The sequence below is a fragment of the Nocardioides sp. NPDC057767 genome (assembly GCF_042798275.1).
Taxonomy (GTDB): domain Bacteria; phylum Actinomycetota; class Actinomycetes; order Propionibacteriales; family Nocardioidaceae; genus Nocardioides.
The window spans coordinates 27,160-50,337 of the sequence record NZ_JBHVKJ010000028.1 but is presented as its reverse complement, the minus strand read 5'-3'; the positions used below and the strand labels follow the sequence as shown (position 1 = coordinate 50,337).

Here is a 23,178-nt window from a genome sequence, read left to right as displayed (position 1 = left end):
CTCGAGATGCGGGAGAAGACGGTCTCCGAGCTCGGGCTGCAGGGACTCAGGTCAGCGAGGCCGCCGCGACCGCCGTGTCGTCGCCGTCGAGGGTGATCTCGACCCGTTCGACATCGGCGATCGGCACCGCGGAGGAGGCGTCCAGTCCGAGCGTCTCCCCGCCCGACCAGGTCCACGACCCGGCGACGGTGCGCGCCCCGTCCCGGCGGACCAGCACCAGGTCGTACGTCACCGGCGGACCCTGATAGTCGGACGGTGTCGGTGGGCTCTGCCCGGGCTTCGGCGGGTAGTGGCAGCTCCACGTGAGCTTGGTGCCCCACGAGGTCGGGGTGACGACGAGCTGGGCCCACATGTCGACGCTGCCGACGGGGCGCAGGTCGACGGTGCGGACGTTCGCGCCCGCGGAGCCTGGCGGCGCGACGGAGGTCGACGGCCGGGCGATCGGGTCATGGCTCCCGGCGCGGCCGAGCAGCAGCCCGCCGATGGCCGTCCCGCCGGCAAGAAGGACGATGGCGGCCGCGACCGCGAACGCCCGGCGCCGCAGTCGCGACCTGCGTACGGCCCCGGCCAGGTCGGCGAGCGGCGGCGGGGTGACCTCGGCAGGCGCGTCCTCGAGCAGCTCCTCGGCCTCCTCGCGCGAGAGCGCCCCGAGCAGTCCTGGCATCCCGGCGAGCTCGGCGACCCCCTCTCGGCACACGGCGCAACCGGTCAGGTGGCGCTCGAAGACCCTGCGGTCGCTCGGGCTCAGCGCCCCGAGCACGTAGGACGCGTCCCAGTCGGCGAACGTCTGGTGCCCGGAGGCGTCCAGGCGGTCATTCATGAGGTGACCCCCTTCTCTTGCAGGGCGAGACGCAGGGCTCGCAGTCCGTAGTGCAGCCGAGACTTCACGGTGCCGGGCGGGATGTCGAGCTCGCGGGCGAGCTCCGCGACCGACCGGCCGCCGTAGTAGGCGCCGACCACCACGGCCCGGTGCTCGACGGAGAGGGCCAGCAGCGCATCGGCGACGACCCAGGAGTCGAGCACGGCCTGGGTGTGGTCGGCCCGGCTCTGGTCCGGGGGCGACTCCGCGGCGTACTCCCGCTTGCGGCGAGCGCTGCGCAGGTCGTCGATGACGAGGTTGCGGGCGGTGGTGAACAGCCAGGCGCGTACGCCGTCGTCGGGCCGCTGCAGCACCTCCGGGCTGCGCCAGGCGCGCAGCAGCGTCTCCTGCACCACGTCGCGGGCCTCCTCCGCGTCGCCGGTGCGGCGTACGACGTAGCGGTAGAGCGCCTCGGAGTGGGCGTCGTGCACCGCCACGAGCAGCTCGTCCTCCGCGCCAATGTCAGCTCCCCGCACCGAACCAGGATCCCAGAGTCCCGGTCAGCCCTTGACCAGCTCGAGCGAGAACTCGACGCTGCCGGTGTCCTCAACGCTCACGAAACCCAGGTTCGGGGCCTCGACCCCGAAGTCCGCGAACGTGATCGGGACGCTGCCGACGACCTGGAGGGCGCTGGCGCCGTCGCCGCCGACCTCGGCGTCCACCGTCACCGACCTGGTCTCGCCGTGCACGGTGAGATCGCCGACCAGCTCGACCTCGGTCGCACCCGCCTCGAGGGCAGCGGGCTCGGTGAGCTCGAAGGTGGCGGTCGGGAACTTCTCGGCCTCGATCGCGTCGTCGCGGAAGTAGCCGTCCCGGTTGCCGGAGTCGGTGGCGATCGTGGCCACTTTCACCTCGATGGCGGCTGCGGTGACCTCGTCCTCGGCGATGGTGACCTCGCCGGTCACGTCCTCGGTGCGCCCGGTGACGGTGACGTCCTCGCCGCGCAGCACCTCGTCGAGGCGGTAGCCGGCGTAGGAGCCTTCGGAGACGGTCCAGGTGCCGGTGCTGTCGGCGCCGTCAGCCGGCGCCGCCGACGCGCTGAGGCTGGGCTTGTCGGCCGCCGCGTCCTCGGCCCGATCCGCGTACCAGCGGGGTCCGAAGATCGCCGCGACCCCGCCGACCACAACTACTGCCGCCCCGATCCCGACCACTGCCTTCGTACGTGTCCGCACGCCGTTTCCTCTCACCGCGAGGCCGGCCCGATGCCCGCCTTCATCCCTACTACGGAGCGCTGTGGCGAACGGTTCAAACCGGTCGCCGTGACGGGTGACACAATCGGTCGCGGCCCCGATCGAACCCCAAGGAGACTCCCCATGCCCCAGACCCCGCTCGAGCTCTTCGGCATCGAGACCCTCATCGGCGATGAGGACCGCGCGATCCGCGACACGGTGAGATCCTTCGCGGAGAAGGAGATCAAGCCGCACCTCGCCGACTGGTTCGAGGCGGGCTCGGTGCCCGTCAAGGAGCTGGCCCCCGAGCTCGGCAGGCTCGGCGTGCTCGGGATGCACCTGGAGGGCTACGGCTGCGCGGGCACCAGCGCCACGGCGTACGGCCTGGCCTGCCTGGAGCTCGAAGCCGCCGACTCCGGGATCCGCTCGCTGGTCTCGGTGCAGGGGTCGCTGGCGATGTTCGCGATCTGGAAGTGGGGCAGCGAGGAGCAGAAGCAGGAGTGGCTGCCGCGGATGGCGGCCGGAGACGCGATCGGCTGCTTCGGTCTGACCGAGCCTGACTTCGGCTCCAACCCGGCCGGGATGCGCACGCGTGCCCGGCGGGACGGCGACGACTGGGTGCTCACCGGCACCAAGATGTGGATCACCAACGCTCCGGTCGCCGACGTCGCTGTCGTCTGGGCCCAGACCGACGAGGGCGAGAACGGCAAGGGGATCCGCGGGTTCGTGGTCCCGACCGATACGCCCGGCTTCTCCGCCCCGGTGATCAAGCAGAAGCTGTCGCTGCGCGCCTCGGTCACCGGCGAGATCGTCCTGGACGAGGTTCGGCTCCCGGCCTCCGCGGCTTTCCCCGAGGTCAGGGGGCTGAAGGGCCCGCTGTCCTGCCTCAACGAGGCCCGTTTCGGCATCGTCTTCGGCGCCGTCGGCGCGGCCCGTGACTGCCTCGAGTCGGCGATCGCGTACGCCGCTTCCCGCGAGATCTACGACAAGCCCCTCGCCGGCTACCAGATCACCCAGACCAAGCTCGCCGACATGACGGTGGAGCTCGGCAAGGCAATGCTGTTGGCTCTGCACCTGGGCCGTCTGAAGGACGAGGGCACCCTCCGCTCCGAGCAGATCTCGCTGGGCAAGCTCAACAACGTCCGCGAGGCGATCGCCATCGCCCGCGAGTGCCGCACCATCCTCGCTGCCGCCGGTGTCACCCTCGAGTACCCGATCCTGCGCCACGCCAACAACCTGGAGTCGGTCCTCACCTACGAGGGCACCAGCGAGGTCCACCAGCTGATCATCGGGCAGGCGCTGACGGGGGAGTCCGCATTCCGCTGACCCGGGCTCACGCGAGGCGCCTCAGTCAGGTCGCGCAGGTGGGCTGTTCGGTGAAGAAGCTGGTGCCCCGGCGAGCATGAAGCCCAGGGTGAGGTGGGTGGTCGCGGTCGAGGTGGAGGCACGGGCATGACCCCACTTCTCGAAGATGTGAGCCCGCCCGTCGGGTACGCCCTGCGCTGTGCGGTGGAAAAGCTCCGGGCTGTAGAAGGCGTCGCTGCGGCCGCCGACTACCAGTGTGGGGGCCATGATCTGCGGCAGGTCGGCCTCGACGTCGAAGGCGTCCTCGGCATCGAGGGTAACCAGCAGGTCGGTCGGGTCGGCGGGGACCATCAGGCGGGCCGCCCAGCGCGCGAGCGGGCCTGTCGGACGCCGTAGGGGCCAGGGAAGCATGCCCGTCATCATGGATGCCCACGCGGCGCGTGGCTCTCCGGCCCTGATCAGGCGCGCCATCTCTGCTTGCATCGCACGCCCGCGCGAACCCAGTCGGCACGCCGATGAGACCACCACCAGTCGGCGCACGAGGTCCGGCCGGTCGACGGCGAGCTGGAGCGCGACCGACCCGCCGGTGCTGGTGCCGTGCAGGAACACTGGCTCGCTGAGATCGTGCGCGATCGCGTCGGCCAGATGGCCTGCGATCTCGGACATCGACTGCCCTGGTCGCAGTCCTCGCCTGCGATTGACCACGAGCACGGTGAAGTCCTGGGCGAACGGGGTCGCGAAGGCAAGCGCCATCCGACGCTGCAGGCCTTCGGGCACTTCGTGGTCGGGGGTCAGACCCAGCACCGACACCAGCGGCGGGCCGTGTCCGATCCTCAGGTAGGGGATGTCGCCGTGGAGCAACCCGACCGACTCTCGTTCCTGCATCTCATGCCTCGTCTTCGCGGGCGCGCTCTCTGTCGGCTGTCAGTGCGCCGGCGAGGGTGAGCACCAGTCCGCCGAAGGCGACCGGAGGCAGCAGCACGGGCAGCAAGGTCGAGTCGACGCCGGCCAGCCACTGCAGCAGCACGACACCGAGAAGGAGTGCCAGGAAGCTGCTCACGGTGAGCAGCAGTAGGGAGCGCCACGCAGAAGCCAGCGCGCGGCGAACACGGCCGGGCTTCCTGGGCCGGGTCCTCGGGTCTGCGCGGAGCAGGCCGATGGCCAGCACGAGGCCGACCAGTGGCGGTCCGAACCCGCCGCCCACGACCAGCAGCAGAACGGAGAGGCTGAGCAGCACCCAGCCGTCCCGGCGGTGAGGCCGGGCCCGTACCGCCCACCATCCCAGAGCAACGGCGGTCACGACGCTGACCACACCGGCGATGCGCAGGTCGGGGATCAGGGTCATGGCCGGCTCACCGTCCAACGGCTCGAAGGCTGCCACGTCCGGCCACGACTCGATCACCAGCCCATCGGCCGTCGAGGCGTCCTGGAGGAGCTCGCCCACCCCGTGCTCGATCCCCGCCAGCGATGCCACCAGCCCGATGGTTGCGACGACGACGCGGACCGCCGAGGACGACGCTGTCTCGCGATCGAGAAGGGCGGGCTCGGTCCGGCTCATGGCGTCGCGTCACCTCCAGTGTTCAGGGTCCGACAGCCACAGCCTCGGTGCCGCCCGGCAACCCGAGGAAGGGGCAGAGGACCCGGGAGGACGGGACATGGTGCCTTCCCTTGCGGGTTCGGGGTCGAGGACGCGAGGCCGGGCGGGTTCAGACGAGGGCGGCGGCGAGCAGGGTGAAGGCCGCGACGATGACGGCGACGCGCAGGTAGTGCCAGCGCTCCCAGAGGCTCAGCTGGGCCTTCCAGTCCTCGGGCCGGTTCTCCGGGGTCCAGGACTTGTTCCGGTTGTTGATCGGGACGAGCAGCAGGACCGACATGACCACGCTGAGGATCAGAAGCGCGCCCGCGGTGATGACGAGAGCAGTGCCGTCGTGCTGCCACCCGGCGATGGTCCAGATGCTCACCAGCACGAGAGAGCTGATGTACCAGACCGGCATCACGGTGCCGAGCATCCGACCCCCGTGCGCGTGGCCCAGTTGGCTGCTCTCCTCCGGCAACGCGTTGAGGATCCGGTTGAGGACGAAGGCGACGGAGAACTCGACGCCCACCATGACGCCGACGACCACGGTGGTGACGACCTCGAGTGTGTTGAACATGATGCTCCTTCAGAAATCTAGCAGCGCTAGGACGACGTGCAACGCTAGCAGTGCTGCTGCTCGAATGTCTAGCAGTGCTAGGATTCCGATCATGTCGGTACAGGAGCGCAAGCAGCGCGAACGAGCAGACCGTGAGCGGTTGATCGTGGCGACGGCCCGTGAGCTCGCGGAGGCCCAGGGCTGGGAAGCGGTGACCACGCGCCGGCTCGCCGAGCGCATCGAATACAGCCAGCCCGTGCTCTACAGCCACTTCCGCGGCAAGCGGGAGATCATCGGCGCCGTGGCCCTCGAGGGGGCTTCCGAGATGGCCGCGGCGATGCGGGCCGCGACGGCCGTCGCGAAGACTCCGCGAGAGCGGGTCGCCGCGCTGGCCCGTGCCTACCTCGACTTCGCTGACCGCAACCCCGCGGTCTACGACGCCCTGTTCCAGCTCGACGGCGGCCTGGCGTACGCGCAGGAGGACACCCCGGAACAGCTGAAGGACGCCTTCGCGGCGCTGATGGAGACCCTGGGCGAGGTCGCCGGGGACGGCGTCGCCCCGGGGCTGTTCACCGAGGTGTTCTGGGCGTCGCTGCACGGGATCGCGACCCTGAGCCGGTCGGGACGACTGCTGCCCGAGGATGCCGAGCGGAGGCTCGAGCTGCTGGTGGATCGCCTCGCCGTGCTCTGAGCGCGTCAGTCGCGCGGCACCAGGAAGGAGGCGCGCCAGAGCTTGCGGTCCTTCTCCGAGACCATCCCGTGCTCGGTGAGGTAGGGCATCATCTTCTCGCCCATCCAGGCCAGGGTGGCGCGGTAGTGCTCGTTGCCGAGCGCCTCGCGGCGGGCGGCCATCGGGTCGAGGCCGACGGCCGCATAGCAGTCGGGGTGGACCAGCGAGCGGGCCATCACGTAGGCCGAGCGGGCGGTGAGGTTCTGGTGGAGCCGGAGCTGCGTACGCCCGATCTTCTGCGTCATCGCCGCGGCGAGCTCCTCGCGGGCGAAGGTGACGTGGCGAGCCTCCTCGGTGACGTGGATGCGGGAGGCCATCCGGGTCAGCGGCTGGCAGCGCTCGTCCTTCATCAGCTCGCGCTGCCAGCGGTCGAGCGGCTCCTCGCCGACGAGGGTCGCGGAGAAGACGCTGGGCCCGTGCAGCAGCGGAGCGAGCTTGCCGATGCGCAGGACGGCGGGGCGAGGGCCGTACGCCGGTGCGTCCATCGCCGCGATCGCCCGGCCGAACATCACCGAGTGGCGGGTCTCGTCGCCGATCTCGGTCAGCGCGTACTGCGTGCGCGCCGTGCGTGGGTCGGCCCCGTAGACCTCGCGGAGCAGGAGCTGCATGAGCAGCACCTCGAACCACAGTCCCACGCTCATGATGCTGGCGACCTCGTGGCGGGAGAGCTCGATCTGCTGCTCCTGGCTGAGTCGGTCCCAGGTCGGGGTGCCGTAGAGGGAGACGCGCTCGGGCTGCATCCACCACAGGCCTTCGACGGGCGCGGCGTCCCAGTCGAGATCGACCTCGGGGTCGTAGGACTGACGCGCGGTGGAGCGCAGGAGCCGGTCGGAGGTCGGGTCGGCGATGGTCATTCTTCTCCAGACTGAACTACGTGTTACCGAGAGTTACGGATAGTTGCTAGAGTGCAGGACATGACACGGAAGGTCAAGGACGACGGTCGCTCCTCGCGCTGGGACGCGCACCGGGAGGCGAGGCGCGCAGAGCTGGTCGGGGCGGCCGTACGCGCCGTCGACTCCGCCGGCGCCGAGGTCTCGATCGCCGACATCGCCGTCGAGGCCGGGGTGAGCAAACCGGTGCTCTACCGCTACTTCGCCGACAAGGCGGAGCTGCACGGCGCCGTGGGGATGTGGGCTGCGCGGCAGATCCTGGACGCGGTCGTCGATGCCGTGCTCGCGCCTGCGCCGACCCGGCAACGCGTCGAGGCAGGGGTCGCTGCGTACGTCGAGACCATCGCCGAGCACCCCAACGTCTACCTGCTCCTGGTGCGCCAGCACACCGGCGGCACCGACCCGCTCGCCGACGGCAAGCAGCTCATCGCGGCGACCTTCGCACGCCTGCTCGGCGACACCTTCGGCCGTCTCGGGGTCGACGCCGCGGGAGCTGAACCATGGGCGCACAGCCTGGTCGGGATCGGTGAGTCCGCGGGCCAGTGGTGGCTCGACCGGCGCACCATGTCGCGCGCCGCGTTCACCCGCTACCTGAGCGAGTTCGTCTGGCACGCCCTGGAGGGCACCACCGCCGAGTACGGCGTCGACCTGAGCGCCCTGGACCGTCCCGAGATCGTCACCTCACTGCGAAAGAGTCCCCGATGAGCGAGCACGAGCCCCAGCACCTCTACGACGGCCCCGCCCACCTCGAGTCCGCGGACGCCACCTGGGAGGCCGACGTCGCCCTGCGCGGCGTCTTCCAGCCGATCGACGGCCACTTCCACTGGTACGGCCGTGTCGGGGCGACCCTCGACGGCGTACGCAACGGGCAGACCGTCACCGTCCGCACCGATCACGGCGAGGCCGAGGGCCGGCTCTCCGACATCGACCCCTGGGGGCGGTTCCGGGTCTCCGGGACGGGGAAGCCGCCGTTCTGACGCCGCGGTACCTCAGCGCACGAGCATGAGCGTGGCGGCGCCGATCCCGACGACGACGATCAGCGAACGCAGCACCGTGGCCGGCAGGCGACGACCGATGTGGGCACCGACGTACCCGCCCACGACCGAGCCCGCGGCGAGCAGTCCGACGGCCCGCCAGTCGAGATCGGCGATGGCCAGGAAGATCACGGTCGCGACGACGTTCGAGGCCATCACCGCGAAGGTCTTGAGCGCATTGACGGTGCGGAACTCCAGGTCGGTGCCGAGCCCGAGCACGGCCATCATCATCACCCCGGACCCGGCGCCGAAGTAGCCGCCGTAGACGCCGGTCAGCGTCGCGAACACTGTGGTCAGACCGGAGATCCGCACCCGCGGCTCGTCGTCGGTGGCGTGCTGGCGCAGGAACCGGCTCAGCCGGGGCTGGATGCCGACGAGTACGCAGGTGCCGAGGATCAGCCAGGGCACGACCGCCTCGAAGACCGCTCCTGGCAGCCACAGCAGCAGCAAGGATCCGGCGACGCCGCCTCCGGCCGCCGTCATCAATACGGCAGCGGTGACGCCCGGATGCTCAGCGAGCTCGCGCCGGTAGCCGAAGGAGCCGCTCAGCCCGGCCGGCGTCATCCCGACCGTGTTGGAGGTGTTGGCCACCACCGGCGGCAGACCGACCGCGACCAGGACCGGAAAGCTGAGCAACGAGGCGACCCCCACGGTGGAGGTGAGGATGCCGGCGCCCAGGCCCGCGGCGAGCACCGCGAGCTGGTCCAGCCATGTCATCAGTCGCGGAGCAGCGCGACGTCGCTGACCAGCATGACGTGGCCGTGCATCGCGGCCGCGGCGGCCTGCGGGTCGCCCGAAGCGATCGCGTCGGCGATCTTCTGATGGCCGGCGAGCGAGGTCTTGGGCCGGTCGGGCTGGGAGAGTGACTCGATGCGGGTCTCCCGGATCAGCTCGCTGATCTCCGACATCATCTGCTCGAGCAGAGGGGAGTGGGCGGCCTCGGTGACCGCGTGATGGAAGAGCTCGTCGCCCTGGACCCCGCGCCCACCGCCCTCGATGTCGTCCGCCATCGCCTTCAGCGCGGCCTGGATGCGGTCCAGATCCTCCTGGGTACGCCGCTGCGCGGCCAGCGCGGCGATCTTGGTCTCCAGTGCGTCGCGCGCCTCGATGACGTCGGGGATCCGCTCCGCGTGCGCCCGGATCGCATCGGTGATGCGATCGACCCTCGGCTTGTCGGTCAGCACCGTCCCGTCGCCGTGCCGCACCGCGACGACGCCGATCACCTCGAGCGCGACCAGCGCCTGGCTGAGGGTCGCCCGGCTCACCCCGAGGCTGGTGGCGAGCTGCCTCTCCGGCGGCAGCCGGTCACCGGCCTTCAGGTCGTTCTCCGAGATCCAGGCCGTGATCTGCTCCGCGACCTGCTCGTACAGACGAGTTCGCTGCAGGGGTCGCGGAAAGCGGGAGGACTCACTCATGGCTACAGGGTATTGACGTTCCTTCGATTGTCCTATTGGCTAGGCCACTGAGCCGCCGTGATCCGGGTCACACAGCATGCGGTGTCATCTGGGGGCCAACAGAAGGGAAGTCCGATGGGACCGGAATGGGTGGCGATCATCGCGTTGGTCGCCTTGTTCGTGGCCGGCACGTTGCTGCCGATCAACATGGGAGCTCTGGCCTACGTCGCGGCCTGGCTGGTCGGGATGTTCGCGCTGAACCTCGACGAGAAGGAGATCCTGGCCGGCGTCAGCGCCGACCTGATCCTGACGCTGATAGGTGTCACCTATCTGTTCGCGATCGCGAGGAACAACGGCACGGTCGACCTGATCGTCAGCAGTGCTGTCCGCGCGGTCGGAGGCAGGGTCGCCCTGATCCCGTGGGTGATGTTCGGCGTGACCGCGCTGCTGACCGCGATGGGCGCTGCCAGCCCGGCTGCCTGCGCGATCATCGGGCCGGTGGCTCTCGGCTTCGCCGGCCGCTACAAGATCAACCCGCTGATGATGGGCATGTTCGTCGTCCACGGCGCCCAGGGCGGTGGCTTCTCGCCGATCAGCATCTACGGCACCATCACCAACTCGGTCATGGTCGACAACGGCCTGCCCGCCAGCGAGATGACGGTCTTCCTGACCAGCCTGGTCGTCAACCTGATCATGGCGGCGATCCTGTTCTTCGCCCTCGGTGGACGGTCGCTGATGGCCATGCGGCTCGACCCCGACGAGGCGGCCAGCGCAGCAGCCGGCGTACCGGGCGAGCTGAACGAGGGCGGCGTCACCGTCCCCGCCCGCGGCTACGGCACCGTCGCCCCGACCGGCACCAAGCCAGGCATCCGCACCGAGCAGGTCCTGACCCTCGCCGCCTTCGTGATCGTCGCGGCCATCGCCCTGTTCTTCGACAAGAACATCGGCTTCGCCTCGATCACCGCGGCGACCGTCCTCGCGGCTCTCTCGCCGAGCCAGCACAAGGACGCCATCCGCCAGATCGCCTGGCCGACCGTGCTCCTGGTCGCCGGCGTCTCGACGTACGCCACGATCCTGAACACCGCCGGATCGCCCGAGTTCGTGGGTGGCTGGGCGGCCGGCCTGGGCGTCGCCGCGGTCGGTGCGCTCATCCTCTGCTACGTCGGGGCCGTGGTCTCCGCGTTCGCCTCTTCCACGGCGCTGCTGCCGATCATCATCCCGATCGCGGTGCCCCTGATAGCCGAAGGCGGGATCTCGGCGGCGATGTTCGTGGCGGCGCTCGCGATCTCCTCGACGATCGTCGACGTGAGCCCGTTCTCCACCAACGGCGCACTGATGCTGGCCAACCGGCCCGAGAGCATCACCGAGGAGCACTACTACAAGCAGATCCTCGGCTACAGCGTCGTCGTGGTGCTGGTCGGTCCCCTCCTGGTCTGGGCCACCATGGTCCTCCCGGGTTGGTGACGCGCATGCGTGGACCACTCGACGACGTCGTCGTCCTCGACCTCTCCCGCGCCCTGGCCGGGCCGCACGCCGCGATGATGATGGGCGACCTCGGTGCCCGCGTGATCAAGGTCGAGGCGCCCGGGCACGGCGACGACACCCGGGGCTGGGGCCCGCCGTTCGTGGGGGAGGAGGGGCAGCGCGAGGCGACGTACTTCCTCTCGGCGAACCGCAACAAGGAGTCGATCACCCTCGACCTCAAGGACACCGACGACAAGGACGTGCTGCTGCGGCTGGTCGACCGGGCCGACGTGCTCATCGAGAACTTCCGCACCGGCGTCCTCGACCGGCTCGGACTCGGCATCGACGAGCTCCAGGCCCGCAACCCGCGTCTCGTGGTGCTCTCGATCACCGGGTTCGGCCACGACGGACCCGAGGGCGGACGATCCGGTTACGACCAGATCGCGCAGGGCGAGGCTGGCCTGATGTCGCTCACCGGCTCGGGCCCCGATGACCCCCAGCGGGTCGGCACCCCCATCGCCGACCTGCTGGCCGGGATGTACGGCGCCTACGGTGCACTTGCCGCTCTCCACGAGCGCGACCGCACCGGCCGCGGCACCGTCGTCCGCACCTCGCTGCTCTCCGCGGTCGTCGGCGTCCACGGGTTCCAGGGAACCCGATGGACCGTCGCCGGCGAGGTCGGCCGCGCGCAGGGCAACCACCACCCGAGCATCTCCCCGTACGGTCTGTTCCGCTGTGCCGACGGGACCGTGCAGATCGCGGTCGGGAGCGAGGGGCTGTGGCGGCGGTTCTGCAGCGCGTTCGACATCTCGCCGGACATCGACGGGATGGCCACCAACCCCGAGCGTGCGGCCAACCGGGACAAGGTCGTCGAGCTCGTCGAGACACTCTTCGAGCCGTGGCCCGCCGAGGAGCTGCTCGCCAAGCTCGCCGAGGCCGGTGTCCCCGCTGGCAAGGTGCGCTCCCTGGACGAGGTCTACGCCTGGGAGCAGACCGCCAGCCAGGGTCTCCTGATCGACGTCGACCACTCGACGCTCGGACATCTCACTCTTCCGGGGCCGCCGCTGCGGTTCTTCACCGAGGGAGCAGAGGTGACCCCCACCGGCCACGCCGCGCCGCCCACGCTCGACCAGCACGGCGCGGACCTGCGTACGTGGGTGGCGGATCAGCCCTGAAATGAGCAGAGGGAGGGGCGCCCGACTGGGATACTCCAGATCATGGACGACTCCCGGAGTGACGGCGCCCCTCTCCGGCTGAAGAGTGCCCGTGGTCGCTGGGTGCTACTGACCACGGTGCTGGGCTCAGGACTGGCGATGCTCGACTCGACCGTCGTCAACGTCGCCCTAGGCCGGATCGGGGAGGATCTCGATGCGGGCTTCTCGGGTCTGCAGTGGACGGTGAATGCCTACACGCTGAGTCTTGCGGCGCTGATCCTCCTCGGTGGCTCGCTCGGTGACCGCTTCGGCCGGCGCCGGGTGTTCCTCGTCGGCGTGGTGTGGTTCGCAGCCGCGTCGCTGCTGTGCGGACTGGCGCCCGACATCGATCTGCTGATCGCGGCGCGGGGGCTGCAGGGGGTCGGCGGTGCCCTTCTGACACCGGGGAGCCTGGCGATCATCGCCGCCTCGTTCCACGCCGAGGACCGGCCGGCCGCCGTGGGTGCCTGGTCGGGTCTCAGCGGCATCGCGGCGGCGATCGGTCCGCTCGTCGGCGGCTGGCTGGTCGAGGTCGACTGGCGGCTGGTCTTCCTCGTCAACGTGCCCGTCGCGGTGCTCATCGTGATCGTCGCCATCCGCCACGTACCCGAGAGCCGTGACCCGGACGCCGGCGGCCGGCTCGACCTGGCCGGGACGGTGCTCGCCGCGGCGGGGCTCGGAGCACTCACCTACGGCTTGACCCGGGCCGGCGAGGTCGGGTTCGCCGGAGCGGTGGCGGCGACCGCCGCCGTCGGGATCGCCTGCCTGGTGGCCTTCGTGGTCGTCGAGGCCCGCTCGACCCACCCGCTGGTCCCGCTCGAGCTGTTCCGCAACGCCCAGTTCAGCGCAGCCAATGCCGTCACCCTGCTCGTCTACGCGGCGCTCGGCGTGATCTTCGTGCTGCTCGTCCTCCAGCTCCAGGTCGTCAGCGGCTGGTCGCCGCTCGCCGCGGGATCCGCACTGCTCCCCGTCACGGTGGTGATGCTGCTCTTCTCCTCGCGCGCGGGCGCCTTGGCGCAGCACATCGGCCCGCGCCTGCCGATGACCCTCGGGCCGCTGCTCGGAGCGGCTGGGGTGCTCTGGATGGGGCGGATCGGCGCGGAGGCGTCGTACGTCGCGGACGTCCTCGCGCCCGTCCTGCTCTTCGCCGCAGGGCTCACGCTGCTGGTCGCGCCGCTGACCGCCACCGTGCTCGACGCGGCGGACGACCGGCACGCCGGGATCGCCTCGGGCGTCAACAACGCGGTCGCCAGGACCGCCGGGCTGCTGGCCGTGGCCGTGGTCCCGGCCGCGGTGGGGATCGCCGGTGACGACTACACGAACCCGAGCACCTTCGACGACGGCTACAGCATGGCGATGATCCTCAACGCCGTCCTGCTGCTCCTCGGCGCGGCGCTCGCGGCGGTGTTCGTGCGACGGCCGCTCGCGGCCGTGGAGGAGCCCGACGAGCACCGCGTGCACATCGAGACATGTGCGCACTGCGGCGTCACCGGGACGCAGCTCCATCCCGCCGACCACGACCACTGAGAGCGGCCGACGGACCCTCGACCGAGGGCATGACCTGAGCGGCCTCCGGTTACCGGGCTTCCGTGGATTCTCCGTGGTGGCGTGAGGCCGTGACGTACCAGATATATCCGCGCTCGTTCGCCGATGCGGACGGGGACGGCACCGGCGACCTCGCAGGTATCACCTCGCGACTGGACCATCTGGCCGGCCTCGGCGTGGACGCGATCTGGCTCTCGCCCTTCTATCCCTCGCCGCAGATCGACTACGGCTACGACGTCGTCGACGCCCGCGGGGTGGACCCACTCTTCGGGACCCTCTCCGACGCCGAGGACCTGCTCACCAAGGCGCACGAGGTGGGCCTGAAGGTGATCATCGACCTGATCCCCAACCACACCTCCTCGGACCACCCGTGGTTCGGCGAGGCACTCTCGGCGGGCCCCGGGTCTGCGGAGCGTGATCGCTACATCTTCCGCGACGGTCGTGGGCCGAACGGGGAGGAGCCGCCGACCAACTGGCAGTCCGTCTTCGGCGGGTCGGCGTGGACCCGCGTCGAGGACGGACAGTGGTACCTGCACATGTTCGCCGAGGAGGAGCCAGACCTGAACTGGCGCCATCCCGAGGTCGCCGAGGAGTTCCGTTCCGTGCTGCGGTGGTGGCTGGACCGGGGTGTCGACGGGTTCCGCGTCGACGTCGCCCACGGCCTGGTCAAGGCGCTGCGCGACCAGCACGTCCCCGAAGGGATGTTCCCGAACTCCGACCCGGCGGTGATGTACGACGCCGGTATCGAGGACGATCCGATGTGGGACCACCCGGACGTCCACGGTGTCTACCGCGACTGGCACGAGGTCATCTCCTCCTACCCCGGGGAACGGATGCTGATCGCCGAGGCGTGGACCCAGGGTCCGGCGAACCTGCGGGGCTACCTGCGCACCGACGAGTTCGAGCAGGCGTTCAACTTCCAGTGGCTGCAGGCGCACTGGTCGGCGAGCGAGTTCATGGACGCGATCATGTCCACGCTGGAGGCGCTGAGTCCCTCCCGTGCCTGGCCGACATGGGTGCTCTCCAACCACGACGCGGTACGTCACCGGACACGCTACGGCGACGGCGCGCAGGCCCTCGCGCGCGCCCGCGCGGCGACGCTGACGATGCTGGCCCTGCCCGGGTCGGCGTACCTCTACCAGGGCGAGGAGCTCGGGCTGCCGCACGTGGAGCTGCCGCCGGAGCACCAGCAGGACCCCTGGGCCGCGGGTGGGAACGGCCGTGACGGCTGCCGGGTGCCGCTGCCGTGGAGCGGCGACGCACCGCCCTTCGGATTCGGTCCCGGCGACGGACAGCCGTGGCTGCCGCAGCCGGTCCAGTGGGCCGACCTGACGGTCGCCGCGCAGACCGGCCGGCCCGGCTCGACCCTGGAGTTCTACCGGTCGGCGCTCGCGGCCCGCCGCCGCTACGCCCGGGGGAGCGAGGTGAGCTTCCTCGACATGCCCGACGACGTCATCGCCTTCCGCCGCGGCCGGCTGACCGCAGTCATCAACTGCGGTGCGGTGCCCACGCCGCTGCCCCCTGGCGACGTCGCCATCTGCAGCGGCGAGCCGGTCGGCGCCGAGCTGCCGCCGGACTCCGCGGTCTGGTTGCTCGGCGACGGCTGAGCCCGGCTCAGCGGCGGTAGACCCGCGACTCCCACGGTGCCATCACCGGACCGTGGCCGGACCCGAGCACGAGCTCGCCCCGGCACTCCTCGACGAGCTCACCGAGGACGGCGTCGGTGCCGCTGAAGTTCGCGAGCACCGTCAGCTGCCCACTCTCGTGGCGTCGGCTGAAGGCGAAGAGCTGCGGATGGCTCTCGGCCAGCAGGCTGAAGTCGCCGTCGACCACGGCGGGGTCCTCGTGCCGCAGCCGGATCAGCCGACGATAGTGCGAGAGCACCGAGTCCGGGTCCTCGCGCTGCGCGGCGACGTTGATCTCGGTGTGGTTCGGGTTGACCGCGAGCCAGGGCTCCCCGGTGGTGAACCCGGCGCCGGGCGAGGCGTCCCACTGCATCGGCGTACGTCCGTTGTCACGGCACATCGCCCGCAGCGAGCGCATCACGTCCTCGTGATCCAGGCCCGCGGCGATCGCCTCGTGGTAGTAGTTCACCGCCTCCACGTCGTCGACCTCGTCGATGGAGGCGAACGGGTAGTTCGTCATGCCGATCTCGTCGCCCTGGTAGACGAACGGGGTGCCCCGCTGCAGGTGCAGCACGGTCGCGAGCAGCTTGGCCGACTCGGCCCTCCAACGGCCGTCGTCACCGTAGCGCGACACCACCCGCGGCTGGTCGTGGTTGTCCCAGTAGAGGCTGTTCCAACCCACGTCTGCCAGGCCGGTCTGCCAGGCCGCAAGCCGGTCCCGGAGGCGAGGGAGGTCGAAGGGGCGTACGTCCCACTTGAAGGTTCCGTGGTCGATCTCGACGTGCTCGTAGTGCAGGACCATGTCGAGCTCACGACGTGCCGGATCGGTGTACTTGCGGCCTTCTTCGACAGTCGTCTCGCCGGTCTCCCCGACGAGCAGCAGGTCGCGGTCGTAGCGGTCGAAGACCTCCCGGTGCATCTCGGCGAGGAACTCGTGCACGCGCGGCCCGTCGATCACCGACCTGCGCATGTTCCCGTAGCGCTGCCCGGGCATGACCGGAGCCTCCGGCAGCTCCGGGTCCTTGGAGATCAGGTTCACCACGTCCATCCGGAAGCCGTCGACGCCACGGTCGAGCCACCAGCGCATGACCTCGTACACCGCCTGCCTGACCTCGGGGTTCTCCCAGTTCAGGTCCGGCTGCTTCCTGGTGAACAGGTGGAGGTAGTAGGCGGCCCTGCCTTCGCTGTAGGTCCAGGCCGGCCCGGAGAAGAACGAGCCCCAGTTGTTGGGCTCATCGCGCCACCAGTACCAGTCGCGCTTCGGGCTCTCGGGGCTCATCGTCGAGTCCACGAACCAGGGATGCTCGTCGGAGGTGTGGTTTGCGACGAGATCCATCACCAGCTTCATCCCCCGCTCGTGGAGATCGGCGATCAGCGCGTCCAGCTCCGCAAGCGTTCCGTACGTCGGGTCGACGTCGTGATAGTCGCTGACGTCGTAACCGTTGTCGGCCATCGGCGAGGGATAGACCGGCGAGATCCACAGCACGTCGACCCCGAGCCACTCGAGGTGCTCGAGCCGCTCCCGGATCCCGCGCAGGTCGCCCACGCCGTCACCGTTCCCGTCGGCGAAGCTGCGCGGATAGACCTGGTAGACGACGGCGGAACGCCACCACCCCGGACCGGTGCGACCAGCGGGTTCGGTGAGGTTCGAAGGCATCCTGGTTCCTCCTGAAGAGCGGACGGCGGTCCCTGCGAGCGGTAACCACGCCGGACGCCGCGCATACGCGCCGCGCCCGGACGGCCGCTAGCGTGTGCGCATGGCTATGACCCACGACTACACGGTCTCGGTGGAGTGGACGGGCAACCGTGGCACCGGGACGAGCGGCTACCGCGACTACACCCGCGACCACGTCGTACGCATCGACGGGCTGCCCGACATCCTCGGCTCGGCCGACCCGACGTTTCGTGGCGACGCGAGCCGGCACAACCCCGAGCAGCTGCTGCTGGCCTCCCTGGCGCAGTGCCACATGCTCTCGTATCTGCACCAGGCGGTGAAGGTCGGCGTGGTCGTCCTCGACTACCACGACGCCGCGACGGCGACCATGGAGACGCAGGGCACCGGCGGCCGGTTCACCCGGGCCGTGCTCCACCCCGTCGTCACCGTCGCCGACGAGTCCATGATCGAGGCCGCGACCACCGCGCACCACCAGGCCCACCTGGACTGCTTCATCGCGAGCAGCGTGAACTTCCCCGTCGAGGCCGAGCCCACCGTCATCGTCGGTGGGCTGAACCCTTGACCCCGCTTCCAGGGACGTATCAGGCGTATCAGTCCGACGGAGGGCGAGTCGGGGAGCTGGTCTGGGCCCGGACGAGCGACGCCACCACCACGATGTCGAAGACGATCATCACGCACACCAGCGCCCGCGCGATCTGACCCGCTGCGTGGACGTCCCCGTACCCGACCGTCGTCATGGTGCTCAAGGTGAAATAGAGAGCATCGGTCCGCGTCTCCAGGCCGATGAGCTCGTCAGGACGAACCTGGTCGAGCAGGAAGAACGTCAGTGACGCCGACATCACCAGCAGGATCAGCAACATCGCCAGCACCCGCGCGCTGCGTCCAGGCACGCCTCGGCGGACGGAGCCGAGCTCTCTGATCATCACCGTCGCGACGAGTGCGAGCGCACCCACGGTCACCAGCAGGCTCGCGCCGACCGACACCACCGAGTCTGGCGTCCACCTCAACGGGAAGGCGTAGTAGGCGATGAGGAGGCCACCCAAGGTCCAGATCGGACGCGACCAAGCCTTGGGCCGCGGACCCGTCTCATGCGATCGACGGCGCGTCACCGGGCTCTCCGCTGGTGAGAGGCAGTCGCCATCCGCACGGAACTCTCGATTCATCGTTCGACCTGAATCCTCAGGATGCGGTCACGGGCGGCGCCGACGCGTCACCCATCTTGGGTGACACCGCGGCCGGTGCACCGTGCTCCGCCCCCTCTTCCGGGGGTAGGGCACGCGTCGGCCTCGCGACGATGATGAGCGCCATGACCCGATCGACCTCGACCGACGCCCTGCTCGCCGCCCGAGACGCGCTGATCGCCCAGCGTCTCGACCACACCGCGGCCGTCGACACCTTCCGCTGGCCCGACGTCGGCGAGAGCTTCAACTTCGCCCACGACTGGTTCGACCCGATGGCCCGGGGCAACGACGCTGCGGGGCTGGTCATCGCGGAGCCGGACGGGTCACGTGCTGCGTACTCCTTCGACGAGCTGGCGCGCCGTTCGGACGCGGCGGCCCGCTACCTGCGGCGGCTCGGGGTCGGGCGCGGCGACAGCGTGGTCGTCATGCTCGGCAACCAGGTCGAGCTGTGGGAGACGATGCTGGCGGCGATGAAGGTCGGTGCGGTGCTGATGCCGACGACGACCGCGGTCGGCACCGCCGAGCTGGTCGACCGGCTCGAGCGCGGCCGGGCGAAGGCCGTGGTGTGCAACGCCGACGACACGGCCAAGTTCGACGGCGTCCCCGGCGACTACGTCCGGATCAGCGTGGGGGAGCAGGAGGGCTGGCACGGGTACGCCGCGGCCGCCGAGGAGAGCCAGGAGCCGCTCGAGCATCCCGGCAACGCCACCAGCGACGCGCTTCTGCTCTACTTCACCAGCGGCACCACGAGCCGGCCGAAGCTGGTCGAGCACACCCACTACACCTACCCGGTCGGACACCTGTCGACGATGTACTGGCTCGGGCTGCGCCCCGGCGACGTGCACATGAACATCTCCAGCCCCGGCTGGGCCAAGCACGCCTGGTCGAACTTCTTCGCGCCGTGGCTCGCGGGAGCGACCGTCTTCGTGCTCAACTACGCGCGCTTCGAGGCGGCCACTCTGCTGCAGCGGATCCGGGAGGAGCACGTCACCAGCATGTGCGCCCCGCCAACGGTGTGGCGGATGTTGATCCAGGCCGATCTCAGCGGTGGCTGCGGCTCGCTGCGCGAGGCGATCAGTGCGGGGGAGCCGCTCAACCCCGAGGTGATCAGCCAGGTGCGCCAGGCCTGGGGCCTCACCATCCGGGACGGCTTCGGGCAGACCGAGATGACCGCGACGGTCGCCAACAGCCCGGGCCAGCCGGTCCGGCCGGGTTCGATGGGACGACCGCTTCCCGGCGTACCGGTGGTGCTGGTAGACCCGATCGAGGGCACCGTGATCGAGGGACCGGGGGAGGGCGAGCTGTGCCTCGACCTCTCCGTGCGGCCGGCCACGCTGATGACCGAATACCGCGACGACGAGAAGCGCACCGCCGACGCGATGCGCGGTGGCTTCTTCCACACCGGCGACGTCGCCAGCCGCGACGCGGAGGGCTACATCACCTACGTCGGCCGTACCGACGACGTCTTCAAGGCCTCTGATTACAAGGTCTCGCCCTTCGAGCTGGAGTCGGTGCTGATCGAGCACCCCGCGGTGGCCGAGGCCGCGGTCGTCCCCGCCCCGGACCCGGTGCGGCTCGCTGTGCCCAAGGCGTACGTCTCCCTCACTGCCGGCCACGAGCCGACGGCCGAGACCGCCCGGGCCATCCTCGAGTTCGCCCGCGACCACCTGCCGCCCTACCTGCGGGTGCGTCGCCTGGAGTTCTACGACCTCCCCAAGACGATCTCGGGGAAGATCCGCCGCGTCGAGCTTCGGGTCCGCGAGCAGGACGTGGTCGACGAGCGGCCGCCGGGTGAGCACCGCTACGAGGACTTCTTCCCCCGCAGCTAGCCGTGTTCCTGCGCGGGAACGGGTGAACGAAGCTGGGGGCTGATGGCACTGCGGCCCGGGACCAGCGACCTTGCTGCAGTCATCGTGGTGGAGAAACGATCGACATGTGACGAACGAGGCGGCTGGAATCCATCGGGCACGCTCACCGGTGAGCGACCTGGTCGTGCTGCTGGATCTCGGTGCCAAGCTGCTGCTCGTGCTCTCTCTCGTCAGGGTGGGGCTCGATCCGACGTGGGGGAACCTCGAAGGCAAGGCTCCGGTCGCCAGGGCGGTCCTCTATCCGCTGCTCGCGTTCGCCGTCCCTGTCGTGTGGCTCGTGCGCCGTCGTCAAGAGGCGCCGTACCCCTGGGCCGCGGACCTGCTCATCTCGGCGGCCTGCTTCGGCGACATCCTCGGCAATCGTCTGGACCTCTATGACGCCGTCGTGTGGTTTGACGATGCCAGTCACTTCTTCGCCACGGGCCAGTTCAGCGCGGCCGCGGTCCTGCTCACCTTGCGCCGTGGCACCTTCCTACAGGCGCTCGAGCGTGCGGTGGCGTTCGGGTTGACCATCTCGCTGGGTTGGGAGGTGTTCGAGTACTTCTCGTTCGTCACCAGGTCGTCCGAGCTTCAGTGGGCCTACCGCGACACCATCGGCGACCTGACGCTGGGGTGGCTCGGTTCGGTCGCCGCCGCGGCTGCCATCGCGGCGTACTGGCACCACACCCGGTCACCTTCAGGCGCGAGTTCGGCGGCCATCACGGACGCACCGTCAGGCACTGCGTACTGACGCCGAAGGCGCCGCGCTCGTCGTGGAGCACGGTGGTGGTCACGCCGGCGCCGCCGGGACCGAAGGAGACGGTCGTGTCGAGCCCCAGCCAGCCGTCGACCGGGGCACGGAACAGGTGCGCGGTCAGGTCGAGGTTGGGGAAGCTGACGTCCTTCGGGTCGACCCGGACGGCGACACCGTTGGTGATGTCGAGCAGTCCGGCGACCTGTGCGAGCCGGCTCACCTCCTCGTCGGCGACGAGCGGATGAGGCGTACGCACCCAGGACTGCGCCCGCCCCGGACCGAGGTCGTGGCGTCGCACCTCGACCGAGGCGATGAAGCCTCCGTCCCACAGGGAGGTCATGTCCCAGGCAGGCACCGCATCCGGTGCGGGCAGCGGCGCGTGATGGGTGCCCGAGAGATCAGCGGTCGGGTAGCCGGCGGTCAGCCAGGCGCGGAGCAGCACGACCGCCCGGCCACCGTGGCAGGCCCGCGCCTCGACGAGCTCGATCGTGCGGCCGGCACGAAGCACGGCGACCTCGACGTCGACCGGCTCGAGCGGGATCGTGCCGAGGATGTCGTAGCTGATCCGGGTGATCTGGACCCCGTCGTCGCGGCGGGCGTCGCGGTCCAGCTCGACCTCGTGCGCGAGCACGCCGAGCAGCGTGGCGATGTGCTGGGTGTTCAGGTCCCAGGCGCCGCCGACGTGCTCGGTCGGGGTGAAGCGGTGCGGACCGGTGCGGTGCCAATAGGCCATGCGGCGGCTCACAGGCCGAGCAGAGCGACGCTCTGCTCGCGCATGTCGATCTTGCGGACCTTGCCGGTCACCGTCATCGGGAACTCGTCGACGATGAGCACGTAGCGCGGCGACTTGTAGTGCGCGAGCTTGCCGGCGGCGAAGGCGCGGACGGCGTCGGCGTCCAGCGGCTCGGCGCCGGGGCGCATCCGGATCCAGGCGCAGAGCTCCTCGCCGTACCTCTCGTCGGGCACGCCCACGACCTGGGCCTCGGCGATGTCGGGGTGGGTGAAGAGGAACTCCTCGATCTCGCGGGGGTAGATGTTCTCCCCGCCGCGGATGACCATGTCCTTGATCCGGCCGACGACCACGCAGTAGCCGTCCTCGCGCATGACGGCCAGGTCGCCGGTGTGCATCCAGCCGTCGGCGTCGATCGCCTCGGCGGTCTTCGTCTCGTCGTCCCAGTAGCCCAGCATCACCGAGTAGCCGCGGGTGCAGAACTCACCCGCCGTTCCGCGGGGGACCACCTCGCCCGTGGCGGGGTCGACGATCTTGATCTCGACGTGCGGCGCGGCCCGGCCGATCGTCTCGGTGCGACGCTTGAGGTCGTCGTCGGTGCGGGTCTGGCAGGAGACCGGAGAGGTCTCGGTCATCCCGTACGCGATCGCGACCTCGCTCATGTGCATCTCGCTGACGCACCGCTTCATGACCTCGATCGGGCACAGCGCGCCGGCCATGATCCCGGTGCGCAGGGTCGAGAGGTCGAACGAGGCGAACCCCGGGTCGTCCTGCATCGCGATGAACATCGTCGGCACACCGTACAACGCCGTGCACCGCTCGTCCTGGACCGTCTGCAGGGTCGTACGCGGGTCGAAGCCGGGGCCGGGGATGACCATGGTCGCGCCGTGGGTGGTGCAGCCGAGGTTCGCCATCACCATGCCGAAGCAGTGGTAGAACGGCACCGGGATGCAGAGCCGGTCCTCCTCGGTGAAGTGGATCGTCTCGGTGACGAAGAAGCCGTTGTTGAGGATGTTGCGGTGCGACAGCGTCGCGCCCTTCGGGAAGCCCGTGGTCCCGGAGGTGTACTGGATGTTGATGGCGTCGTTCGGGTCGAGGGTGTAGTCGACATGGTCGGCCAGCCGCTCGCCACGACCCGCGGCGACCAGGGCGTCCCATTCCGGCGTACCCAGGAAGACGGTCTTCTCGAGCGCACCGCAGTCGGCCTCGACCTCGCCGACGAGCTCGACGTAGTCGCTGGTCTTGAAGGAGGTGGCGCTGATCAGCAGGCGCACGCCGGACTGGTTGAGCGCGTAGGCGAGCTCGTGGGTGCGGTAGGCCGGGTTGATGTTGACCAGGATCGCGCCGATCTTCGCCGTGGCGAACTGGACCATCGTCCACTCGGCGCAGTTCGGAGCCCAGATGCCGACCCGGTCACCCTTGCCGATACCCGCCTTGCGGAGGCCGACCGCGAGGGCGTCGACGTCCGCGTTCAGCGAGGCGTAGGTCCAGCGTCGTCCGGTGGCGATCTCGACGAGCGCCTCACGCTCTCCGTGGCGGGCGACGGTGCGTTCGAAGTTGGCTCCGATCGTCTCCTCGAGCAGCGGAACGTCGATGTCGCCACGGGCCGACGATGCGGTGATGGATGAGGTCTCGGTCATGCCGCGAGCAT

At 70.0% G+C, this 23,178-nt stretch carries 24 protein-coding genes; 11 read left to right on the top strand and 13 right to left on the bottom strand.

Features of this window, described 5'->3' with window-relative positions; translation table 11 throughout:
- Positions 1-46: 46 nt before the first annotated feature.
- The 3 genes from ACFVDI_RS15905 to ACFVDI_RS15895 are packed head-to-tail and all read right to left on the bottom strand — an operon-like array spanning position 47 to position 2,031.
- Positions 47-820 carry an anti-sigma factor family protein gene (locus ACFVDI_RS15905; protein ID WP_378906625.1) on the bottom strand — a complete coding sequence of 258 codons (774 nt, stop codon included), beginning with the start codon at positions 818-820 and terminating at the stop codon, positions 47-49.
- Positions 817-1,335, bottom strand: a complete 519-nt coding sequence (locus ACFVDI_RS15900; RefSeq protein ID WP_378906623.1) for a sigma-70 family RNA polymerase sigma factor — start codon at positions 1,333-1,335, stop codon at positions 817-819. Before ACFVDI_RS15900 ends, ACFVDI_RS15905 begins: the two co-directional genes overlap by 4 nt.
- 24 nt (positions 1,336-1,359) lie before the next feature.
- Positions 1,360-2,031, bottom strand: a complete 672-nt coding sequence (locus ACFVDI_RS15895; RefSeq protein WP_378906621.1) for a YceI family protein — start codon at positions 2,029-2,031, stop codon at positions 1,360-1,362.
- Positions 2,032-2,172: 141 nt separating this feature from the next.
- Here ACFVDI_RS15895 and ACFVDI_RS15890 point away from each other — a divergent pair, with 141 nt between their 5' ends.
- The gene (locus ACFVDI_RS15890) at positions 2,173-3,354 is read left to right on the top strand and encodes an acyl-CoA dehydrogenase family protein (protein WP_378906619.1); all 1,182 of its coding nucleotides are present in this window, start codon (positions 2,173-2,175) and stop codon (positions 3,352-3,354) included.
- Between the two features lie 21 nt (positions 3,355-3,375).
- On the opposite strand, the gene ACFVDI_RS15885 is transcribed toward ACFVDI_RS15890, so the two are convergent.
- The 3 genes from ACFVDI_RS15885 to ACFVDI_RS15875 all read right to left on the bottom strand — a co-directional run bounded on the left by ACFVDI_RS15885 (position 3,376) and on the right by ACFVDI_RS15875 (position 5,486).
- Positions 3,376-4,218: an alpha/beta fold hydrolase gene (locus ACFVDI_RS15885; RefSeq protein WP_378906617.1), complete on the bottom strand. Its 843-nt coding sequence runs from the start codon at positions 4,216-4,218 to the stop codon at positions 3,376-3,378.
- A gap of 1 nt (position 4,219) precedes the next feature.
- Positions 4,220-4,891 carry a hypothetical protein gene (locus tag ACFVDI_RS15880; RefSeq protein WP_378906615.1) on the bottom strand — a complete coding sequence of 224 codons (672 nt, stop codon included), beginning with the start codon at positions 4,889-4,891 and terminating at the stop codon, positions 4,220-4,222.
- Between the two features lie 148 nt (positions 4,892-5,039).
- Positions 5,040-5,486, bottom strand: coding sequence for an anthrone oxygenase family protein (locus ACFVDI_RS15875; RefSeq protein WP_378906613.1), 447 nt, complete (start codon positions 5,484-5,486; stop codon positions 5,040-5,042).
- Positions 5,487-5,577: 91 nt separating this feature from the next.
- Here ACFVDI_RS15875 and ACFVDI_RS15870 point away from each other — a divergent pair, with 91 nt between their 5' ends.
- Entirely contained in the window at positions 5,578-6,156 is a 579-nt protein-coding gene (locus tag ACFVDI_RS15870; RefSeq protein WP_378906611.1) for a TetR/AcrR family transcriptional regulator, read from the top strand.
- A 5-nt stretch (positions 6,157-6,161) separates the two neighbouring features.
- On the opposite strand, the gene ACFVDI_RS15865 is transcribed toward ACFVDI_RS15870, so the two are convergent.
- Positions 6,162-7,049, bottom strand: a complete 888-nt coding sequence (locus tag ACFVDI_RS15865; RefSeq protein WP_378906609.1) for a diiron oxygenase — start codon at positions 7,047-7,049, stop codon at positions 6,162-6,164.
- 60 nt (positions 7,050-7,109) lie between these two features.
- Here ACFVDI_RS15865 and ACFVDI_RS15860 point away from each other — a divergent pair, with 60 nt between their 5' ends.
- Together ACFVDI_RS15860 and ACFVDI_RS15855 are read left to right on the top strand one after the other, a co-directional pair.
- Positions 7,110-7,790 carry a TetR/AcrR family transcriptional regulator gene (locus ACFVDI_RS15860; protein WP_378906607.1) on the top strand — a complete coding sequence of 227 codons (681 nt, stop codon included), beginning with the start codon at positions 7,110-7,112 and terminating at the stop codon, positions 7,788-7,790.
- A complete protein-coding gene (locus ACFVDI_RS15855; RefSeq protein ID WP_378906605.1) occupies positions 7,787-8,062 on the top strand; it encodes a DUF4873 domain-containing protein in 276 nt (91 codons plus the stop codon). Before ACFVDI_RS15860 ends, ACFVDI_RS15855 begins: the two co-directional genes overlap by 4 nt.
- Before the next feature lie 12 nt (positions 8,063-8,074).
- Here ACFVDI_RS15855 and ACFVDI_RS15850 read toward each other — a convergent pair whose 3' ends face one another.
- Both ACFVDI_RS15850 and ACFVDI_RS15845 read right to left on the bottom strand, forming a co-directional pair.
- On the bottom strand, positions 8,075-8,836 hold the full coding sequence (locus tag ACFVDI_RS15850; RefSeq protein WP_378906603.1) for a sulfite exporter TauE/SafE family protein: 762 nt from the start codon (positions 8,834-8,836) through the stop codon (positions 8,075-8,077).
- Positions 8,836-9,534, bottom strand: coding sequence for a FadR/GntR family transcriptional regulator (locus ACFVDI_RS15845; protein ID WP_378906601.1), 699 nt, complete (start codon positions 9,532-9,534; stop codon positions 8,836-8,838). The genes ACFVDI_RS15850 and ACFVDI_RS15845 overlap by 1 nt, the downstream gene beginning before the upstream one ends.
- 114 nt (positions 9,535-9,648) lie before the next feature.
- On the opposite strand from ACFVDI_RS15845, the gene ACFVDI_RS15840 reads away from it, so the two are divergent.
- The 4 genes from ACFVDI_RS15840 (at position 9,649) to ACFVDI_RS15825 (ending at position 15,322) form a co-directional block, all read left to right on the top strand.
- The gene (locus tag ACFVDI_RS15840) at positions 9,649-10,977 is read left to right on the top strand and encodes an SLC13 family permease (RefSeq protein ID WP_378906599.1); all 1,329 of its coding nucleotides are present in this window, start codon (positions 9,649-9,651) and stop codon (positions 10,975-10,977) included.
- A 5-nt stretch (positions 10,978-10,982) separates the two neighbouring features.
- Complete coding sequence (locus ACFVDI_RS15835; RefSeq protein ID WP_378906597.1) at positions 10,983-12,152, top strand: CaiB/BaiF CoA transferase family protein; 1,170 nt, start codon at positions 10,983-10,985, stop codon at positions 12,150-12,152.
- Positions 12,153-12,194: 42 nt separating this feature from the next.
- Positions 12,195-13,697, top strand: a complete 1,503-nt coding sequence (locus ACFVDI_RS15830; RefSeq protein WP_378906595.1) for an MFS transporter — start codon at positions 12,195-12,197, stop codon at positions 13,695-13,697.
- 89 nt (positions 13,698-13,786) lie between these two features.
- On the top strand, positions 13,787-15,322 hold the full coding sequence (locus tag ACFVDI_RS15825; RefSeq protein ID WP_378906593.1) for a glycoside hydrolase family 13 protein: 1,536 nt from the start codon (positions 13,787-13,789) through the stop codon (positions 15,320-15,322).
- 7 nt (positions 15,323-15,329) lie between these two features.
- Here ACFVDI_RS15825 and ACFVDI_RS15820 read toward each other — a convergent pair whose 3' ends face one another.
- The gene (locus tag ACFVDI_RS15820; RefSeq protein ID WP_378906591.1) at positions 15,330-16,997 is read right to left on the bottom strand and encodes an alpha-glucosidase; all 1,668 of its coding nucleotides are present in this window, start codon (positions 16,995-16,997) and stop codon (positions 15,330-15,332) included.
- Between the two features lie 100 nt (positions 16,998-17,097).
- On the opposite strand from ACFVDI_RS15820, the gene ACFVDI_RS15815 reads away from it, so the two are divergent.
- The gene (locus ACFVDI_RS15815; protein ID WP_378906589.1) at positions 17,098-17,577 is read left to right on the top strand and encodes an OsmC family protein; all 480 of its coding nucleotides are present in this window, start codon (positions 17,098-17,100) and stop codon (positions 17,575-17,577) included.
- 28 nt (positions 17,578-17,605) lie between these two features.
- Here ACFVDI_RS15815 and ACFVDI_RS15810 read toward each other — a convergent pair whose 3' ends face one another.
- Positions 17,606-18,058: a potassium channel family protein gene (locus ACFVDI_RS15810; RefSeq protein WP_378906587.1), complete on the bottom strand. Its 453-nt coding sequence runs from the start codon at positions 18,056-18,058 to the stop codon at positions 17,606-17,608.
- Between the two features lie 263 nt (positions 18,059-18,321).
- On the opposite strand from ACFVDI_RS15810, the gene ACFVDI_RS15805 reads away from it, so the two are divergent.
- Entirely contained in the window at positions 18,322-20,025 is a 1,704-nt protein-coding gene (locus ACFVDI_RS15805; protein ID WP_378906585.1) for an AMP-binding protein, read from the top strand.
- 163 nt (positions 20,026-20,188) lie between these two features.
- Positions 20,189-20,794 (top strand): hypothetical protein, encoded by a 606-nt coding sequence (locus ACFVDI_RS15800; RefSeq protein ID WP_378906583.1) that lies wholly within the window; start codon positions 20,189-20,191, stop codon positions 20,792-20,794.
- On the opposite strand, the gene ACFVDI_RS15795 is transcribed toward ACFVDI_RS15800, so the two are convergent.
- Entirely contained in the window at positions 20,763-21,542 is a 780-nt protein-coding gene (locus ACFVDI_RS15795; RefSeq protein WP_378906581.1) for a thioesterase family protein, read from the bottom strand. The genes ACFVDI_RS15800 and ACFVDI_RS15795 overlap by 32 nt on opposite strands.
- Positions 21,539-23,167, bottom strand: coding sequence for an AMP-binding protein (locus ACFVDI_RS15790; protein ID WP_378906579.1), 1,629 nt, complete (start codon positions 23,165-23,167; stop codon positions 21,539-21,541). The genes ACFVDI_RS15795 and ACFVDI_RS15790 overlap by 4 nt, the downstream gene beginning before the upstream one ends.
- Between the last annotated feature and the right edge of the window lie 11 nt (positions 23,168-23,178).

Excerpts from the sequence above, each read along its gene's own strand:
- ACFVDI_RS15905 (WP_378906625.1), bottom strand. The coding sequence starts at position 820 with ATGAATGACCGCCTGGACGCCTCCGGGCACCAGACGTTCGCCGACTGG.
- ACFVDI_RS15890 (WP_378906619.1), top strand. The coding sequence starts at position 2,173 with ATGCCCCAGACCCCGCTCGAGCTCTTCGGCATCGAGACCCTCATCGGC.
- ACFVDI_RS15885 (WP_378906617.1), bottom strand. The coding sequence starts at position 4,218 with ATGCAGGAACGAGAGTCGGTCGGGTTGCTCCACGGCGACATCCCCTAC.
- ACFVDI_RS15880 (WP_378906615.1), bottom strand. The coding sequence starts at position 4,891 with ATGAGCCGGACCGAGCCCGCCCTTCTCGATCGCGAGACAGCGTCGTCC.
- ACFVDI_RS15875 (WP_378906613.1), bottom strand. The coding sequence starts at position 5,486 with ATGTTCAACACACTCGAGGTCGTCACCACCGTGGTCGTCGGCGTCATG.
- ACFVDI_RS15870 (WP_378906611.1), top strand. The coding sequence starts at position 5,578 with ATGTCGGTACAGGAGCGCAAGCAGCGCGAACGAGCAGACCGTGAGCGG.
- ACFVDI_RS15865 (WP_378906609.1), bottom strand. The coding sequence starts at position 7,049 with ATGACCATCGCCGACCCGACCTCCGACCGGCTCCTGCGCTCCACCGCG.
- ACFVDI_RS15860 (WP_378906607.1), top strand. The coding sequence starts at position 7,110 with ATGACACGGAAGGTCAAGGACGACGGTCGCTCCTCGCGCTGGGACGCG.
- ACFVDI_RS15855 (WP_378906605.1), top strand. The coding sequence starts at position 7,787 with ATGAGCGAGCACGAGCCCCAGCACCTCTACGACGGCCCCGCCCACCTC.
- ACFVDI_RS15850 (WP_378906603.1), bottom strand. The coding sequence starts at position 8,836 with ATGACATGGCTGGACCAGCTCGCGGTGCTCGCCGCGGGCCTGGGCGCC.
- ACFVDI_RS15845 (WP_378906601.1), bottom strand. The coding sequence starts at position 9,534 with ATGAGTGAGTCCTCCCGCTTTCCGCGACCCCTGCAGCGAACTCGTCTG.
- ACFVDI_RS15840 (WP_378906599.1), top strand. The coding sequence starts at position 9,649 with ATGGGACCGGAATGGGTGGCGATCATCGCGTTGGTCGCCTTGTTCGTG.
- ACFVDI_RS15835 (WP_378906597.1), top strand. The coding sequence starts at position 10,983 with ATGCGTGGACCACTCGACGACGTCGTCGTCCTCGACCTCTCCCGCGCC.
- ACFVDI_RS15830 (WP_378906595.1), top strand. The coding sequence starts at position 12,195 with ATGGACGACTCCCGGAGTGACGGCGCCCCTCTCCGGCTGAAGAGTGCC.
- ACFVDI_RS15820 (WP_378906591.1), bottom strand. The coding sequence starts at position 16,997 with ATGCCTTCGAACCTCACCGAACCCGCTGGTCGCACCGGTCCGGGGTGG.
- ACFVDI_RS15815 (WP_378906589.1), top strand. The coding sequence starts at position 17,098 with ATGGCTATGACCCACGACTACACGGTCTCGGTGGAGTGGACGGGCAAC.
- ACFVDI_RS15805 (WP_378906585.1), top strand. The coding sequence starts at position 18,322 with ATGACCCGATCGACCTCGACCGACGCCCTGCTCGCCGCCCGAGACGCG.
- ACFVDI_RS15790 (WP_378906579.1), bottom strand. The coding sequence starts at position 23,167 with ATGACCGAGACCTCATCCATCACCGCATCGTCGGCCCGTGGCGACATC.